Genomic DNA, 17,854 nt, shown 5'->3' with positions numbered 1-17,854 from the left:
CCCAGGTGAGCAGCACGATGATCGCGCCGGCCGGACCATAGGCGCCGCCGACATTGCTGTGATCGATGTACAGGCCGATCAGGAATTTCCCGGCGATGAACAGCACCGCCGTGAGCAGCGCGCCGACCAGCGCGTCGCTCCATTCGATGATGGCGTCGGGCAACACCTTGTACATCGCACCGAACACCAGCACGAACACCGCGCCGGAGATCACGTCCTCGATGATCTGCCAGGCCATCGTGTTGCCCGGCACCAGCAACTGGATGAGGCCGCTGAGCAGAAACGACACCACCAGCAGAAACGCGATGCCCATCAGCAAGGCCAACGCATGCGCGCGTGTGCGCAACCACGCACCGACCGCCGCGCCCGGTTTGGCACGCACGCCCCACACGCGATTCAAGGTGCCCTGCAATTGCGCGAACACCGCCGACGCGCCCAACAGCGTCACCACCAAACCTACAAGTCCTGCGATGTTGCCGGCGTGCGGTCGCTCCTTCGCATTCGCCATCACCGCCTTCACCGCATCCGCCGCGCGCGCGCCTAGCACGCCGTTGAGCGTGTCGACGAGTTTCAGATCCCAGCCGCTGTGCAGCAGCGACAACGCCCAGATCAACAGCACCAGCAGCGGCGCCATCGACAGCGCGGAATAAAAAGCCAGCGCCGCCGCGCGCGTCATCAACTCGTCGTCGCTGAAACCGGAAGCGGCGAGCGTGATCGTGTGTTTCGACGTGCGGAAAAAACCGTTCATGCGGACGGGCTCTTGGCTGACCGGTGACGGCATTCTAACGTCTGCCTCACTGACGCCTGTGTGTATAGACTGTGCTTTCGTGAGTTGACGAAGCTGGATCAATGCGACAGCGAACTGTCCTTAGATCTGCATTGACAATTCTCCTGGTGCCGCGCAGTACCATTGCCATAAATACAAGGAACTCAAGGATGAGTGCAGGAAAAATACTTCTTGCCGTGCTGTTGCTATTGGCCGCGTTGATTGGAGGCTTGTTCTTCGCTGGCTGGCTGACGCCCATGCTGCTGCATGTGCAAGTGCCTCTGGCCTGGGACACGTGGTGGCAATACGTTCGCGTAATCGATCTGCCTCAGATCGCGCCCTACGCCGACAAGATAAAAATGGCCGGAGGCATTGGCTTCGGCGCGCCGTTGCTGGCGTGGCTGATGCTGCTCATCCCGCTGTTCAAGGCCAGGGCCGAATCCCTGCACGGCGATGCCAGCCTGGCGAACGCCAGCGACATCGGCAAAGACGAGCTGTTCAAGCAGACTCCGCAGGGCATCCTCATCGGCAATTTCAGGGGCCGCCACCTATGGCTCAACGGCGCGCAGCACGTCATCATGATTGCGCCGACTCGCAGCGGCAAGACAACCAGTGTCGCCGTCCCCGTACTTCACACCTATCAGCAATCGATGGTGGTGCTGGATCTCAAGGGTGAGCTGCGCAAACTGACCAGCGGCCGACGCTTGGCGATGGGGCAATCCATCTACACATGGGCTCCTTACGACGAACAAGGGTGTACTGATCGCTTCAATCCGTTCACCCTCCTGGATGGGATGAACGCCGGCAAGCGGCTCGGTGAAATTCAGACCATCGCCGCCATTCTCTATCCGGACGAGCCAGGCAAGGACCCCTTCTGGACCAGCCAGAGTCGCGCTGCGTTCACCGCCTTCGCTTCGTACATGTTCGAGGCATGGGATCACCATATGCAGCAATGCCAGCATTTTTGCGTGCCCGACGTTCTATTGCCCAAGTCGAATTCCGCTGAAAGTTTTCCAAGCTTCGAACGGATATTGCGATTGTCGTCCGGCCTGGATGGACAAGGCACCTTGGCGATGCTGAAGCAGATTATCGCAGCGCCGAAGAACTATCCCTATGTCAGCACACAGACACGCACGGTTTTCGGCAACCTCGCCGGTCTCGCCGAACAGACGTTTTCGAGCGTCATCGCCACCATGCAGGCGCCACTGCAGCAATTCCTCAATCCCACCCTTGCCGCTGCGACCAACGCGACCGACTTCGACATCCTCAGCCTGCGCAAGCAGCCGACGACGCTCTACATCATCATCCCCACCAACAAGCTGGATGAGAGCGGCAAGCTGCTCAATATCTTTTTCAGCAGCGTGATCGGCAACAACCTTGGCAAGCAGCTAGGCGAGGAACCAAGCCTCAAATACCAGATGCTCATGCTCATGGACGAATTCACTGCGATGGGCAGGGTCGACGTGTGGTCAAAGCGCATCTCCATCTCCGCCAGCTACGGCGTGCGCGATTTGTGCATCGTGCAAAGCCGCGCGCAATTGCGTTCCACGTACGGCGACAACGACGCACAGAACTTCATCACCAATCACGGCTGCCAGATCGTCTTCACCCCGCGCGAGCAGAGCGACGCCAACGAATACAGCGAGATGATGGGCTACAAGACCGTTCGAAAAGAAAACCGCAGCCGCAGCAGCGGTAGCGGCAACAGCTCGGTGTCGATCAGCTACAACGAGGAGAGGCGCGCGCTCATGCTCCCCCAGGAAATAAAGGAGCTGCCCAATGACGATGAGCTGATCTTCAAGGAAGGCCTCAAGCCGCTGCGAGCGAAAAAGAACTGGTTCTTCAAGGATAAGCAGTTCATTGAGTGGTCGAACCTGCCGGCCGTGGTCGTCGAGCCGCTGGCGGAGCGATTGACCGCTGCGCGCGATGCGAAGCCTGCGACGGACAACGAAAGAGTCGTGCACGCACGGACCGAGCAAGTTGCGCAGATGCTGGCGCAATAGTGCGAGCACAGGATGAAATCATGACGATGAAATTCGTACCGGCTCTGGTTTTTCTTTTCCTGCCTATGCGGTGTGTACTTATGTGTACGTGGGTAATTCACTCATGAATGTGCTGCGCATAGTAAAGAATCGCTGGTTTGTCGTGCTGGCAAGCATGCTTCTGTTCATGAGCTCGCTGTTCACTCCTGCGCTTGTACTTTGGACTGTGATTGAGTGTAGCGAACGGTCCACCACCACCTGTTACTTGCTTCCTTACCCACACGAAGTCACTGGTATCGTCAAAAATTCCGGACTTTATTTTCTCATATCCGGGATTATATTCGGGCCGTTGAAGTTGAATTTCGCTGCTTACGCGAACATCTTCTTATTGATCGGGTGGATTTGGCTTCTTAAAAACAGGCCATCGGCGCGATGGATGTTCTTGATATCCATCGCGCTGACGTTTCAAACCTTTAACTTATACAATAGTCCGTACAAGGAAAACATATTTACGGTCGAGAGCTTCATGCTGGATCGACCTGAAGTAGGCTATTTCCTATGGGTCTTTAGTATTACCGTTCCCTTATGCGTTTCGTGGTGGCAAAGAGATACTGAAAAATCTGACGAGGTGGTTCGCGCTGCGCCGCCAGCGCTGCCTTACAAGTTGCCTCCATCACTACCACAAAAGTGGCTTCCATCACTAATGAATAGGTTGTGTAGACGGGTACAAGCCATGAAGAAATATCCGGTACCAGCCGGCCTTCTCCTGCTCGCGCTGTTAATCCTGGTCTGCGCGCGTTCTCCCTGGAGATCATCGGGTGGCGCCGGACAACCCAAAGAAAACCCCCACCCCGTACAGCGCCACAAGCTTGTTCTCACGACGGATGCACCAGGCCCTTGGAATTATTTAAAAGGAACTATTGTTTTTGGCGACCTTGAATCCAATTGCGCCCCTCCCAACCTATCCAACGACAGCTTCCCTGTAAAAACGCGAGACATTAAAATGGTCCGTATAAATAACAGGACATGGGAAACTTATTTTTATTTGGATCAGCTAGTAAATGAAGATTACTACGGCTACGGAAAATGTAGCTTGGTGCCAATGGAACTAAACCTTACCTTCGACATAAATAGTCGAAAAATCTACCCCTTTATTTCGTTGCCCTCCACTGATCCGAGCGAATGGACGAATATCCTATATGTAAGCAAGCGTGACTATCAGGACGCCTCAAGCTCCGAGCCTTTGAACTTTATTCTTGATGAGGCCGAAGTTTTGAAAAATCCTGGCGACTTCTACAAAGTGACAGTCACAGCGCTGAAGGCCGAACCATGATTTGACTGCTAGAGCAACGCGATGCACGTTCAAAGACATTATTTCGGCGAACCGGAATAACTATCACTGGATGTGCAGCAAGGATTAGCAAGTTCCGCACGGAGACGACGCGGCTCATTTGCCTGCGTCAGCGAACCTGGCACAACAAAGACGAGCACGGCATGAACCAGATATACAAAGCGAGACCAGGAAGTTACGCTCGATGAACAACAATTCAAACGACTGTTGCGACAACCCTTACCGACCACGGCAACCAATTCCAACTCAGAGCAAGCACCAAACTCTGGCGAAGCGACGTGCGCAAAACCGCGCCATTCTTGCGCAATCTGGCGAAGTGATGCGCACAGACTGGCAACTCGTCGAAAGAATCCTCTCTCAGTCCATCGATAAATTGCTGCCCAAGAGAGTCCAATGAAAAAGTACTTTGCAAGCCTTGCTCTAGGATTTCTATTTATTACTCTCACTGCGCCACCAGTCGCTTATGCAGAGAACAAGGTCATCTATGTACAGTCTCCTAAAGACGCATGGCGAATCCGTCGCACTCAGACCCGAGCGCTTATTCAAATAATAGAGGACAAAAGCACAAGCCCCACCGAGCTCGCACGAGCGAGACAGAATTTCGATGCTCGCCTGACGGAGGCCGATAGGGGAAAACTCACACCCATCGAGACTTTGGAATTGTTCCGAGTTTTCTACATACCCCACGAGCTGCAGGGAGGGTCTTTTAAAGTCGATGTAGCATTGAGGGCCATTGCCAGCCAGACCACGCTGAGTTGGTACGATGCGCTGCGTTTTGCTGACGAGAGTGGTCGCGCCGAGATAGGAACCAACGAGAGCTTTTTCACGCTGGCCTTGGGCCAGAACGCCAAGTATTTCATTCAATACCTGCAAGATGATCCCGATTCCGCTGCCGTGGCAGTTGCAGCAGGCATCCAAGATGCGCGCGACAGGATCGAGAGCAACAATATCCACTACGACACGCACTGGCCTGCCTCTTACGGCATGTTGTGGATGCAGTGCGCCATGCGGAACGCCAAGACGTGCGAGAAGCCTAAGCCGCGGCCTGTCAGAGAATGGCCCACACTGCTTGATCGGGCTGCTGAGCAAGTCGGCAACTTCTACCAGCAGGCAAAGACGACTGAATGAGTTGCAGCGATACGAATACTCGCAGTAGCCCTGCCGACCCCTTACCTGCTTAAGACCCGCACCACTCAAATATCGAATTGCACCACCCGGCGGATGTTCACCGAGAAGCCATGCTTATTCCAGGTGCCGTGCAGCTTGAAACTTAATCAGCAGCGCGAGATAGCGAAATCCATGAACAGCGAACGAAACGACCACAGCGATAGTTTCTACAGACCGAAAAGAATCAATGTCCGTGACCTGCATCACGACGGGCAGCTATCGCGAATGCGCGTACCGTCGCTCAATTGGGCGCTCTGCCGCCTGGTGGTTTGCCGGTGAAGCCCAAGCGCAAACCTAACCTGCCACAAATCACATCGTCCGCTGCTCCCGCAGCGGACAACCATCAAGGGGACGATTCGATGAAACTTCACATGGTTGCCGCTGCGGCGATTCTTCCCTTGGTCGTTGGCGCCGGGTGCTCGATGGCACATGGCGACCCCAAGAACCCCAAGAAGAACCCGCACCCAGTCAAACGCTACGAGGTCACCGCTACGGTAGACCCATCGTTGTCGTGGGATTCGGTAAAGGGCTATGTGTTTTTCGACGTCGTCAATACGGAATGCGTGCCCCGAGGTGTATTTACCGGCGGCCAGAACGTGCCAAATAACGGCTACGAGTTTGAAATGACACGTTTGAACGATAGGACATGGAAGGGCTATGTCTATCGAGATCTTCTGCAAGATGAGGATTATTTTGGACAAGGAACATGTCATTGGGATATGACTGGCGTTACACCTTCCTTCACCGTACACGGCAGGGAGTTCAGCGCTGGAATCGGAATAGAGAACGGACAACAACGAGACTCACTAACGTATTTCAAGAAAAGTGAATACTTTAATTACTCACCCGGTGGCGATGATGCGCTACCTTCTGCAGTTGATAGTCCCGATGTTATTCAATACCCCAACGCCTTCTTTCCAATAACTGTGACCGTCAGGGAAGCAATGCCATGAGCCTGAATCCTCAATCTTATGCCGATGCCGCCAGTGACGCGTATACTGATCGTCCGTCAAGTGATATCGATAATGCACATAAACCTATTTTTCTGAATGGCCAGAGATATCTGGTTTTTGGATACAAGGAAAATCTTGCCAGCGGATTTCACGCTACAGCATACGAAAATGTCAAAACGCATGAAATTATTATTGCTTATCGCGGCACCGATACGGACTTCAAAAACCACCTCCCCACCATGTTGAAAGACGTCGCCGTCGACTACACGATGGTGCGAGACCGGGTAAATCCACAGGTGGACGAGGCGAAAGCCTTCGCTGCGGAAATGATGGAAAAGGCGCAAAAGCAGGGCATCTCCACAGACCAGGTCACCCTTGCCGGCCATTCCTTGGGCGGAACGCTGGTGGAAATCGTGGCAGCAGAGTTTCACCTTCGCGGCACGTCGATCAACGGCTACGGCGCCGTGGATTTGAACTACCCCGTGCCCGAGGGGGGAGACATGGTCACCACTTACGTGATGGCTGGCGATCCGGTGAGCGCGGCCAGCCGCCACTATGGCCAGGTGGTGCCGCTCGCCAGTGACCTGGACATCGAGCACCTGCGAAAGGGGCGCTATCTCGATGCACCGCCCGGCGCGCCTGGGCCGAACCCGTTGATGGCGATGCGCGTGGACGATCACGGCGTCAATACGAATTTCAGCGGCCCGAAGAGCATGCTTAAGGCTGAAAACATAGAGCACGCCTTGGAGAACCATGCGAAGTACAAGGGCGCCATCGAACACTTCCGCAGCGACCTGTACAACTCGCGCGCCGAACTGGCCGTGGCGCTGAACAGCACGGATCACCCGAATCTGGAATCTGTCTACGCTCACTTGTCGCCGCACATGCAGCAACAATTGGCTGAATACCACGCCTCCGTGGTGGACGAGAAGATTCAGAATGCGGTGGAACACAGTCAGTTGATCGAAGACGCCACGCACAAGCTGGATCTGACAAGTGCTGCCTTCCAGTCACGTGGCGAGAGCGCCCGACAAGCCGCCGATCAGGTAGCGCAGGGTTTTCGCGCGGCCGGACAGACTGCGCAGCAACAGGCAGACCAGGTGTCGCGCGGTGCGATGGCGTTTGTGGAGGTTGATCCGGTGGCGGCCGGTGCTGTAGCTCTCGTCACTCAAGGAGTTGGCCACGTCGTCCGGGCCGAGGCCGATAAATATGCGCTGGCAAGCCATGTGTCAGGGCAGGCCGCCTACGTCGTCAATCAACTCGCCGCCGAACAGGCGCAGATGGACAAGCGAGGAATCAACCAGGCCGCACATGTCACGGGGCGGGTGGCCACGACAGCCGTCCACGGCTACGAGGCGATGGCTGTAAAAGAAGTGGACCAATCCTTGGACACTTTTCATAACGGCGAAAAGGCAGCTCACGCGATCCACGACACGACAACTTACCTCCACGATGCCGCCATACAGGCCGGACAGGCCATGTCACACGGTATCGACGAGGTTAAACGTGACATTAGCCGCGCTTATGACACGCTGACGCATTCGGAACCTTGGCCTCATCAGGGTGAGATATCCGTTCCAACTCAGCTGCCTTCGCCATCGACGCCACTTGTACCCGACACTCGGGGGGTGACACCTGCTGATTTTGACCATGCAAACAACGATCCGCGCCATCCGAATAGTCCTCAACATGCGCTGTTCAATCATTTGAAAGAACAAATTCCAGAAGCTGGCGACAATCGGTTGCTTCAGTTCACCGCCGCTTGTCATGACAAAGGCATCACTGAAAAGAATCTTGAATCGGTCCATCTCAACGAGCAGAACCACACCGCCGTTTTCGTCTCGGGCGGATTGACGCCGCACGTCACGGCGATCGACCTGAGCCAGCCGTCACCGCAACCGGCGCATTCGATCCAGCAGATCCAACAGGCCGACCAACAACAGGTGCAGGTGCAGGTGCAAGTGCAAGCGAATATCCAGACACAAACGGCGCAGACTCACGCGCAAATTCCGCAAGGGCGTTGATCGCGATCAAATGCGTTGAAGTTAGGAGGAGCGCCGCCGAGAACTCTTCCTGATGCCGCAGACGACCAGTCTCAGTGTCTGCCGGAACGACGCTTGCGAGTACGGAATGCACATGGTGACGATGCGTCCATTGGGTCACGAGCTGATCAACTTTTCGGCTACGCTGGACTAGTTGTCCATCCAGGGGGTTGCCATGAAGTCCGCTTGCATCGTCGTGAAGTTCGCGCCCGTGATGTTGCTCACCTTGCTCGTCGCGACGAGTGGTCTGGCGCAAGCCGCCGATACGCCGCAGGCGAAATACCCGAACTATCCCAGCGAAACACCGGCGAAGTTCGTGCCGGTGGATGCGGGCTTCGATTACGCACTGCGCGACGTGATGATCCCGATGCGCGACGGCGTGAAACTGCACACCGTGATCATGGTTCCCAAGGGCGCGCAGCGCGCCGGCATGCTGCTCACGCGCACGCCGTACGACGCGCACGCGCTGACCACGCACGCACTGAGCGGACACATGGCGCCGATGCTCGAGGGCTACGACAACGCCACCGACGTGATTGTCGAAGACGGCTATATCCGCGTGATCCAGGACATCCGCGGCAAGTACGGCTCCGAGGGCGACTACGTGATGAACCGCCCGGTGCACGGCTCGCTCAATCCGACGCCGGTGGACGACGCCACCGACACGTACGACACCATCGACTGGCTGGTGAAGCACGTGCCGGAATCGAACGGCAAGGTCGGCACCATCGGTATTTCGTATGACGGTTTCGAGCCGTTGATGTCGCTGGTGAATCCGCATCCCGCGCTCAAGGTCGCGGTGCCGATGAACCCGATGGTCGACGGCTGGATGGGCGACGACTGGTTCCACAACGGCGCATTCCGCCAGCAGAATCTTTCCTACATCTACGAGCAGTCGGCCAGCCGCGACAACTCCATCAAGTGGTGGGCCAACTACCACGACGAGTACGACTTCTTCATGCACTACGGTTCCGCCGGCGCGCTCGCGCATGCGTACGGCATGGAGCAGCTCGGCTTCTGGAACAAGATGCTGGCGCACACCGCGTACGACAGTTTCTGGAGCGAGCAGGCGGTGGACAAACTGCTCGCCGCGCAGCCGCTGAAAGTGCCGGTGATGCTGGTGCACAGCCTGTGGGATCAGGAAGACATCTACGGCGCCATGGCCGTCTATCGCGCGATCAAGCCGAAGGATGGCGGCGGCGACATGGTGCGTCTGGTCATGGGTCCGTGGCATCACGGCCAGGAAATCGAAGACGCCAGCGCGCTCGGCGCCATCCGCTTCGGCAGCGACACCGGCAAATATTTCCGCGAGAAAATCCTGCGCCCGTATCTCGCGCAATACCTCAAGGACGGCGCGCCGAAAGCCAACCTCGCACCGGTCACCGCGTTCCAGACCGGCAGCAACGAATGGCAGCGGCTGGATCGCTGGCCGCTCGCCTGCAGCGAAGGCTGCCCGACCGCGAGTCGCAAGCTTTATCTCGAAGCCGGCAACAAGCTCGGCTTCGACGCCCCCGCCGCCGGCGCCGACTACGATGAATACATCTCCGATCCTGCGCATCCGGTGCCGTACCGCGCGCGGCCAATTCAGCCGATGGGTTACGACGCTGGCCAGACCTGGTCGCAATGGCTGGTCGACGACCAGCGCGAAGCATCCGGCCGCACCGATGTGCTCACCTATGTTTCCGACGTGCTCGCCGCGCCGCTCACCATCGCCGGTGCACCGCAGGTCAACCTCATCGCATCCACCAGCGGCAGCGACAGCGACTGGGTCGTCAAGCTGATCGACGTGTACCCCGATCAAGTCGCCGACCAACCGGAACTCGGTGGATTCCAGCTCGGCATCGCGATGGACATCTTCCGAGGGCGCTATCGCGAAGGCTTCGCCGATCCCAAAGCCATCGCCGACAACCAGCCCCTGCCCTACCGCTTCGCACTGCCGCCGGCCAACCACGTGTTCCTGCCCGGCCACCGCATCATGGTGCAGGTGCAATCCAGCTGGTTCCCCCTCTACGACCGCAACCCGCAAACCTTCGTCCCCAACATCATGCTGGCGAAACCCGCGGACTACCTGAAGGCGACACAGCGCGTGTATCACGCACCGACACAGGCGAGTTTCATCGCGTTGCCGGTGATCGGGAACTGAGAGCGATGCGGCAGGTAAACCCTGCCGCTATGCGTTCAACAATTTCGACAACCTTTCCACCTCCGTCATTCTGGCGGAGGCCGGAGAAGTTTTTCAACAGCGAAGCTGGTCATCGCTTTAAGACAGCCGAGCTGGTCATCCATTCTCTAGAGCGCTGCTGGTCGTCGCACTTCAAATGCAATCCCTGCCTTCGCAGGGATGACGAACCTGAAACATTGAGGCTGCGGAAAGAAAGCCGCTATCTCACACCCCGTGCTCGTGCGGCCCTTGTTCCGATTTCACCGCCGCCGCGACACAGGCCTGAAGCAACTCCGTCGCCTTCGCCAGCACCGGGCCGCCCATGGCATCGCGTTGCAGTGTCGCGAAAGGTGCTTCACCGAAATACAAACCATCGGATACGAGAAACGTCATGCGGACATAGTCGGTAGGCGGTGGCGGCAATCGCTTCCTGTCCCACGGGCCGATCGCATTGACAATCGGCTGCGACACAGCCACCAGCTCTTTCGCCAGCGCTTCGACATAGGCAGAGCCGCCATCGAAGATCGCCACCTTGCCGGACTGATTCAGATAGCGAACCTGACCATCGGGATACGCAGCCAGCGTGTCGAGCCCTTGCTCGAGTGCCACCTCGAAGATGACGCCGAGCAACAGCTTGGCCGGAACCACGCATCCACCAGCGCGCATGCGGTTGTACGCGAGTACCCGCGCGCGGCTTTCTTCTTCCGGATTCGACGCGATCTTTTCCAGCCCCGCGTAATCGGGTTCATCAGCGAGAAGCACCGCCCAAAATCCGTTGCCCTTTGCGGTGTTGTCATTCCTGAAAAGTCCGGGGTCGTCGCAGAACACAAGGTTGTAGAGAAAGTTCGCATACGACTCTTTGTACGGCGCATGCGATAGCGCGTGCGCCAACGCCTCTTCGCCACCGGCTTTGCTCGCCTGCCCTATTCCCAATCCGGCTAGAAATTTCTTGATCATTGGGTACCTAGGGAGGGGTTTCACGGGCGGTTGAGCGGCGGCGAGGCTTTTGTCTTGAACAAGTGACTACGGCGTAAAGAGCACATCCCAAAATATCGGCAATGGTGACCCGAGAATTTTACTCAAACCACTCAGCAACTCCTTGTGCTCCGATTGATTGAATGGGCGTTGCTCTAGGCCAACAGGATTTTCCCTGTCCTTGGTGTACGGACGAGCGAATTCGAGCGCAGCAAGAAACTGAGCCCATGAACTTGCAACAAGCGACGGCTCCCAAGAGCCAGCACCATGCATTGCTGTAAATACCGGATGGTCGATCTTGGACTGATCCAAGAAAATGGGATCTCCGCAAGCAGTTTCATGGGCTATCACTAACCAGCTCTTTTGCCAGCCAGGACCGTCATAACCACTTTGCTCTGCCAACACGGATGCACGCGAGAAAAACTCAATACCGCCGACACCAAATGAGAGGCCGGACTGCGGGAGGATGCTGTCAGCATCAAGATGCATGCTTATTAGCCTCGGCGGCTTTTAGAACCCGCAACGGGGCACGTGCGCGGCATGTTCCGGCGTTGCATGGGTAGCGTCAACGGAAAATCCTAATCTCCACTTCAATATCGAAGCTTTATTCACCGCCGATCTCACTCAAAGCCTCGGTACCGCCGCTTCAAATTGCGGTGCTGCCGCTCGGTGTGCCGGTGGCGCCGCTTGAAGCGGCGTCATCGTCGCTTTTTCGCGCTCCTGGCCGCGGCGAAGTGGCGGTGACGGCGCTTTGAACGGAGCGCTTGCCGCTTTGCGCGGCATGGTCGCCGCTCGGCGTGGCGATGCCGGCGCTTTGAGCGGCGCGGTCGGCGAAAAAAGCGGCAATGACGACGGTTGAAGTGGCGGCGCTGCCGGAAAAAGCGGCGACGACGGCGGTTCAAGTGGCGGCGTTGCCGGAAAAAGCGGCGATGGCGGCGGTTGAGGCGGAGCGGTCGGCGCGCGAAGTGTCGTCGTGGGGCCTGGCGGTTGTTGATGCCGCACCGGGTGGCGGCGGACCGTGTCGAAGCGCGCTGAGAATCGCGCTGCGTATGGCGATGGTCGCCAAAACCCGGCGCGCGTTGTGCGCGCCGGGGTCGAACGATCAGGCGGTGGGGTGGGTGTTGCCGGGAGGGGTGGTGCCGGGAGGAGTGACGACGGGTGTGGCGGACGCCGGGGTGCGACGATGGCCGGGGAAGCGGGCGGAGAGCGCATCGCGCAAACCTTCCAGGCCCTGGTTGCGGCCGGATAGCTTGAGCAGTGCGTAGCCTTCGAGCGAGGCCGTCATCAGGTCGCTGCCGAGGGCGGTGGCTGAGTCGTCGGCGCGTTCGGTGAGGCGCATCAGGCGCATCAATCGGGGGCGCAGGCGATCGAGCGCGGCCATGTCGTTCTGCGCTTCGGCGAGGTCGAAGCCGGGCGGCACAATCTGCGGATTCAGCGTGAGCACGTTGAGGGTCTGGCGGCAGAACGCTTCGGATTTGTCGCCCATGCGGGCGAGGCTTCGGCGCTGTTCGGGGTTGAGTGCGATCAGCGCGACAAAGGCGGTTTCCAGGCTATCGAGCGCGACGTCGATGGCGGTCAGGGTGTTGTCGTCGAGGTTGAGCGATGCGAGGTTCTGACGCATGGTGAAGCTCCTTGAAGTTCCCCGTCTCCAGTGACGGGCGTCGCCGCGAACTGCAGCGACATGACTTGATAGCGCGTGGCGCTATCGCTACGCCATCAGAGGAATCCGCCAGATGGAGTCCGTGTGGGTCGGCGTGGTTGCCGAGAGGCGTTTGCCTCGACAACCGTGCGAACGCCGAGATCGCTTTTGTTTGCGCTGATGGGCGGCGCTGCGGACGAGGGATGATTCGTTTCGCGATGGCGTGCGATGACCCGCATCGCTGTTGAGAATCTTCTCCGGCCTGCGCCGGAATGACGGTGAAGCTCTTTACGGTTTACGGCGTCGCCGGCTGCAATGCCGCGGCGTGCAGCGCGAGAATCCGGCGCAGTTCGAGAATCGCTGCGGGGGTGTCCTGCACGCTGTGCCAGGAGGGGATGGCGATTTCGGATTCGGCGCCGGCGAGGTGGGCGCTTTTGTACGGCACGACGCCGTCGCTGGTGGTGTCGAGCGGGCCGGTGGGTTTGTAGACGCCGACGATGGTGTGATATCGCACCTTGGGCGAAATCGGCAGGTCGGCGGCGGCGACGATGAAGGGGTCGGTGTCGCTGAGGTTGTCGATGGCGTTGGGCACGCGCCACGCCTTGTCGCTGCTGCCGTCGGTGCGCTTGAGCAGATCGGAGAAGCTCGCCGCTTCCTTGAGAATGCCGACCGGCAGCCGGATGAGGTTACCGATCCAGCGTGCGATGCGATGCTGCGCGTACGGCGTGCCGCGATGGGGCGAAGCGAGAAACACCGCGCGCGTGACCTGCGGCATCGGCGTGAATTGCAGATACGGCGCAAGTCGCTGGCGTAGTTGCGCGCGCTTCTGCGGCGACAGGTCGGCGCGGCCGGGCGCCACGCCCCACAACTTGTCGCCGCTGGAAGAAACCAGCAGTCGCGCGATCACGCCGCCCATGCTGTGGCCGACCAGCACCATGTTGTTCGAGGCGCGCGCGTGGCCGCCGGGATCGTAGTGCCGCAGCGTGGCGTCGAGTGCCTTGCGGATGCCGGCGAGGTTCACCGCGACGGGCGCATTGGTCGGGTAGTAAACCTCCCACACCTGATAGTTGCGGCGCAGGCTTTCGTCGCCCATGACTTCGTTGGCGACGTTGATCCACGCCTCGGGACTGCTGGCGAGCCCGTGCAGCATGACCACGGTGAGGCGGTTCGGATCGTACGGCTGCATCAGCAGAATGCGCGGCGTGGTGATGCCGCCTTCGCGCCCGAGCAGCGAGCGGATCGATTGCCCGGCGAAGCCCGAACGCGCAAGCCACACGCCGTACGCCGCAGTGAAGTTGGCGCCGAGCGGCACCACGCGATCGCCGACAGTGATGCTGCCGTCGCGATACGGATCGCGCGCCAGCAGCCGTACCTGTTTCGTCGCCAGCACGCTGGCCAGCGTGTTGCCGTCGAACACCAGCGCGCCGGTCATCGACACGAAATCAGGATCGCGCCACGGCACCTGCACGTCGGGCGATTCCGGTGGCGCCACGGCGACGAAGTCGGAGCCGAAACCGTCGCGCTGATACACGTTGCGCAAACCCTTGAAGCGCAGGTCGGACGCGGGGATCAGTTCGGTCGGCACACGTGCGTCGCCGGCGAGCCGGACGTCGGTTTGCGGACGCATCACCGTCCAGCCGGCCAGAGAGGTCTGTGTCCATTGCGTGCCCAACTGCGGCAGCACGTGGAAAAAACGCTGCACCGCGCGCTGCACGGCGAAATTGTAGAAGCCGAGCACCTGCGCCTGGCGCAAGTCGAATGCACGCTCGGACGGTTGGCGCGCCGTGTAGAAAAGATAGGCGTAGGCATAGCGCGCGGATTGCAGATACGCATCCAGCGCGACGTCCTGCATCGGCGCGCCGGACTTCGCGGGATCGACCTTGATCGCACGCGCCATCCACAGTTCGGACAACGTGGAAAGCCGCTGCTCGTCGGTCAAACCTGGCGAGCGGACCAGCGTGCCGGTGCAGTCGGAGAAATCCTTGCTGCAGGTATCGGCGCTGAGCGCGACCACGTTGAGCACTTGCACGGTACCGTCGCTCAGACGCCCGCTGCCGAGTGCATCGGCGCGACGTTCGGCCAGATAGTCGTGCTGCTTGATGCGGCTGACATCGACCATCGCGCACGCACCGAGGCACAGCAGCATGCCGACGGTGACGCATCGCATGGCCCACATCCGTGTTCCGCTTTGCATGGTGCGGCGATCTCGCTGGCCCGAATCGAATGAATTGTAGCCATGCCTGCGGTCGCGGTGGTTTTGCCGATGCATTGTCTTCCCGCGATCAAAGCCGCACGCTTGCGCATCGAAGGGCAGCAGGGGGCGAAATGACCAGGAAGCGCTGGATGTTTGGGCGAGCCGTGCTGATCGCGCTGGCTGGGCTGGCGACGTTCGTGTCCGGCGCGTGGGGTGCGCTGGCGCTCTGGTACCAACTGCCCGGGGGCAACCTCGGACGCATCGCCGGGTGCGCGATCTGGGTATTGCTGGTTCTGGGTCTGGCAGCGATGGCGATCGTCCGCAAAAGCTGGATGCCGATGGGCGTCTATGCGGTCACCTATGCGGTGCTGCTGCTGTGGTGGGCGAGCATTCTGCCGAGCAACCATCGCGTGTGGGCTGGCGACGTGGCGCGCACGCTCACCGGCACCGTTCACGGCAACGAGGTGACGCTGCAGAACGTGCGCAACTTCACCTGGCGCACCGATGACGATTACGACGCGCACTGGGAAACGCGTCAATACAACCTCGATCATCTAGCCACCGCCGACGCGGTGTTGTCGTACTGGGGCAGCAAGGCGATCGCGCACGCGATGATCAGCTTCGGCTTCGATGACGGCAGCCACGTGGTGTTCTCGGTCGAGATTCGCAAGAAGCGCGGCGATCAGTTCTCCTCGGTCGGCGGATTCTTCCGGCAGTTCGAAACCATCCTGGTCGGCGCGGACGAGCGCGACATCATCCGCGTGCGCACCAACGTGCGCGGCGAGGACGACTATCTTTATCCGCTGCGCATGGACAAGCCGACGATGCGCGCGCTGTTCCTGTCCTACATGCAGGCGGCGAACACACTCGCGGCAAAACCGTCGTTCTACAACACGCTCACGTCCAACTGCACCACCATCGTCTATCGCATGGTGCGCAAGATCGATCCGAACCTGCACTGGGGCATGGGCCTGCTGCTGACGGGTTACCTGCCGGAATACCTGCACAAGATCGGCGCGGTCGACACCAGCGTGTCGGTGGAAAAACTGCGCCAGCGCGGACGCATCACCGACCGCGCATTGAAGACCACCGACGCGGAAAATTTCTCCAAGGCGATACGCGTTGGTCTCTATTGAGTCATCGATACGCGGCGGTCGTTACTGACTTTCGTTGCCCGACACATCGAGCTCGAAACGCGTGACGCGCTTGATCGGATCGGCCTCGATCAACTTGACCGTGACATCCGCGCCGAGCGGCAATGGCGACGTGCTCGACACGCTGGCTTCGATCGCAGGATCGCGCACGATCACCACGCCCTTGTGCGGATCGGCACCGGACACTTCGACAATGGCGCCTGCGAACGATTCGCCGACGCGCGGTGCCAGCACCGCGGCTTCGGCCAGATCGAGCACGGCCTTTTCGTACTGGCTCGCTCGATGGCCGGATGCCTGCATGGTCGCCGGCAAGCCGGGCAACGCCGCCAGCACCCAATCCGGCACCGGCTGTTTCGCGCACAACGCGATGCACGCTTCGCCAGTGTAGCGATCCACCAGCCGGCGCAACGGCGCAGTGGCGTGGGTATATTCCGCGGCGATTGCCGACTGCATCGGCTGCGCCGGCAGCGTGCCGTTGAAGGCGACGTAGCCGGCGCCACGCAGCACGGTGGTGGATGTCGTGAGCATGGCGACGTGCGCGTCCTTCGACGGATCGAGCGAGCGGATGAAATCTGGATAATTCGTCGCATCCGGCCAGTCGATGCCGAGCGCCTTGGCGGTGATGCGCAGCCGCGCGATGTCGCGCGGATCGGGTTCGGGCAAGGTGCGCAACAGCCCGACTTTCGCCTGCACCATCAACTGCGCCGCAGCCATGCCGGTAAGCAATGAAATCTGCTCGTTCCAGTCTTCCACCGCGAGGCGTGCACGAAACGACAGCGTCCACTGGCCGTTGTCGACGCGGATTTCCTGCTCGGGCAACGGCAAGCTGACGCCGCCGCGCGCTTGCTCGCACTGCTTGCGCAACTCGCCGATCTCGCGCAGCACGGTCCACATCGGATCGGCGTTGCCGGTGTCGATGCGCTGCTGCACGCCGGCGTAGTCGAGCTTGGCGCGACTTTTCACGCGCGCGCGGCGCACGTCGATCGTGGCAATCGCGCCGGCCGTGTCCAGTTCGATCGTCCACAGTAACGCAGGGCGCAATTGATCCGGCAGCAGCGAGGTCGCTCCTTCGGACAACACTTTCGGATGCAGCGGAATTTTCGCGTCGGCGCCGTAGAGTGTTTCGCCGCGACGGTTCGCTTCGATGTCCACCGCGTCGCCAGCGGTGACGAAGGCGGCGACGTCGGCAATCGCGTAGTGCACGCGGTATCCGTTGTCGATGTGTTCGACATGCAGGGCCTGATCGAGATCCATCGATTCGGGCGGATCGATGGTGACGAAAGAGATGTCGGTTCGGTCCAGTTCCGGCAGTCGCGGTTGCGCAGCGGCGCGTGCCGCGGCGGCCTCGACCTCCGGCGGAAAAGCATCAGGGAGTTTCAGCTCGCGCTGGATCTGCTGCATGCCTTCGGTGAGCACGTTGTCGCCAGCGGCCTGGACGTGGATGCGACGGGTGGTAGTCGGCACGGACAA

13 protein-coding genes are annotated in these 17,854 nt (G+C 59.6%); 7 read left to right on the top strand and 6 right to left on the bottom strand.

The window, feature by feature from the left end:
* The coding region (locus GSQ73_RS05280; RefSeq protein ID WP_158881805.1) for a YihY/virulence factor BrkB family protein at positions 1–748 on the bottom strand (748 nt) is incomplete at its 3' end.
* A 188-nt stretch (positions 749–936) separates the two neighbouring features.
* Here GSQ73_RS05280 and GSQ73_RS05275 point away from each other — a divergent pair.
* From GSQ73_RS05275 to GSQ73_RS05250, 6 genes are all read left to right on the top strand, one after another.
* Positions 937–2,769: a type IV secretory system conjugative DNA transfer family protein gene (locus GSQ73_RS05275; protein WP_158881803.1), complete on the top strand. Its 1,833-nt coding sequence runs from the start codon at positions 937–939 to the stop codon at positions 2,767–2,769.
* A gap of 103 nt (positions 2,770–2,872) precedes the next feature.
* Complete coding sequence (locus GSQ73_RS05270; protein WP_158881801.1) at positions 2,873–4,081, top strand: hypothetical protein; 1,209 nt, start codon at positions 2,873–2,875, stop codon at positions 4,079–4,081.
* Positions 4,082–4,492: 411 nt separating this feature from the next.
* Positions 4,493–5,227, top strand: coding sequence for a hypothetical protein (locus GSQ73_RS05265; protein WP_158881799.1), 735 nt, complete (start codon positions 4,493–4,495; stop codon positions 5,225–5,227).
* Between the two features lie 314 nt (positions 5,228–5,541).
* Entirely contained in the window at positions 5,542–6,219 is a 678-nt protein-coding gene (locus GSQ73_RS05260; RefSeq protein WP_158881798.1) for a hypothetical protein, read from the top strand.
* Positions 6,216–8,243, top strand: a complete 2,028-nt coding sequence (locus GSQ73_RS05255; RefSeq protein WP_158881796.1) for a hypothetical protein — start codon at positions 6,216–6,218, stop codon at positions 8,241–8,243. The genes GSQ73_RS05260 and GSQ73_RS05255 overlap by 4 nt, the downstream gene beginning before the upstream one ends.
* Before the next feature lie 193 nt (positions 8,244–8,436).
* Positions 8,437–10,404: a CocE/NonD family hydrolase gene (locus GSQ73_RS05250; RefSeq protein WP_254063291.1), complete on the top strand. Its 1,968-nt coding sequence runs from the start codon at positions 8,437–8,439 to the stop codon at positions 10,402–10,404.
* 243 nt (positions 10,405–10,647) lie between these two features.
* On the opposite strand, the gene GSQ73_RS05245 is transcribed toward GSQ73_RS05250, so the two are convergent.
* The 4 genes from GSQ73_RS05245 to GSQ73_RS05230 form a co-directional block, all read right to left on the bottom strand.
* A complete protein-coding gene (locus GSQ73_RS05245) occupies positions 10,648–11,379 on the bottom strand; it encodes a hypothetical protein (RefSeq protein ID WP_158881794.1) in 732 nt (243 codons plus the stop codon).
* 66 nt (positions 11,380–11,445) lie between these two features.
* Positions 11,446–11,886 (bottom strand): SMI1/KNR4 family protein, encoded by a 441-nt coding sequence (locus GSQ73_RS05240; protein ID WP_158881792.1) that lies wholly within the window; start codon positions 11,884–11,886, stop codon positions 11,446–11,448.
* A gap of 613 nt (positions 11,887–12,499) precedes the next feature.
* On the bottom strand, positions 12,500–13,018 hold the full coding sequence (locus tag GSQ73_RS05235) for a hypothetical protein (RefSeq protein WP_216844728.1): 519 nt from the start codon (positions 13,016–13,018) through the stop codon (positions 12,500–12,502).
* 313 nt (positions 13,019–13,331) lie between these two features.
* A complete protein-coding gene (locus tag GSQ73_RS05230; protein ID WP_254063290.1) occupies positions 13,332–15,203 on the bottom strand; it encodes an alpha/beta fold hydrolase in 1,872 nt (623 codons plus the stop codon).
* Positions 15,204–15,379: 176 nt separating this feature from the next.
* On the opposite strand from GSQ73_RS05230, the gene GSQ73_RS05225 reads away from it, so the two are divergent.
* Positions 15,380–16,366, top strand: coding sequence for a DUF4105 domain-containing protein (locus GSQ73_RS05225; RefSeq protein ID WP_158881788.1), 987 nt, complete (start codon positions 15,380–15,382; stop codon positions 16,364–16,366).
* A gap of 21 nt (positions 16,367–16,387) precedes the next feature.
* On the opposite strand, the gene GSQ73_RS05220 is transcribed toward GSQ73_RS05225, so the two are convergent.
* Positions 16,388–17,848 carry an RNB domain-containing ribonuclease gene (locus GSQ73_RS05220; protein ID WP_254063289.1) on the bottom strand — a complete coding sequence of 487 codons (1,461 nt, stop codon included), beginning with the start codon at positions 17,846–17,848 and terminating at the stop codon, positions 16,388–16,390.
* Between the last annotated feature and the right edge of the window lie 6 nt (positions 17,849–17,854).

Source organism: Rhodanobacter sp. L36 (genome assembly GCF_009765755.1).
Lineage (GTDB): Bacteria > Pseudomonadota > Gammaproteobacteria > Xanthomonadales > Rhodanobacteraceae > Rhodanobacter.
This window is presented reverse-complemented; position numbering and strand designations above follow the sequence as displayed.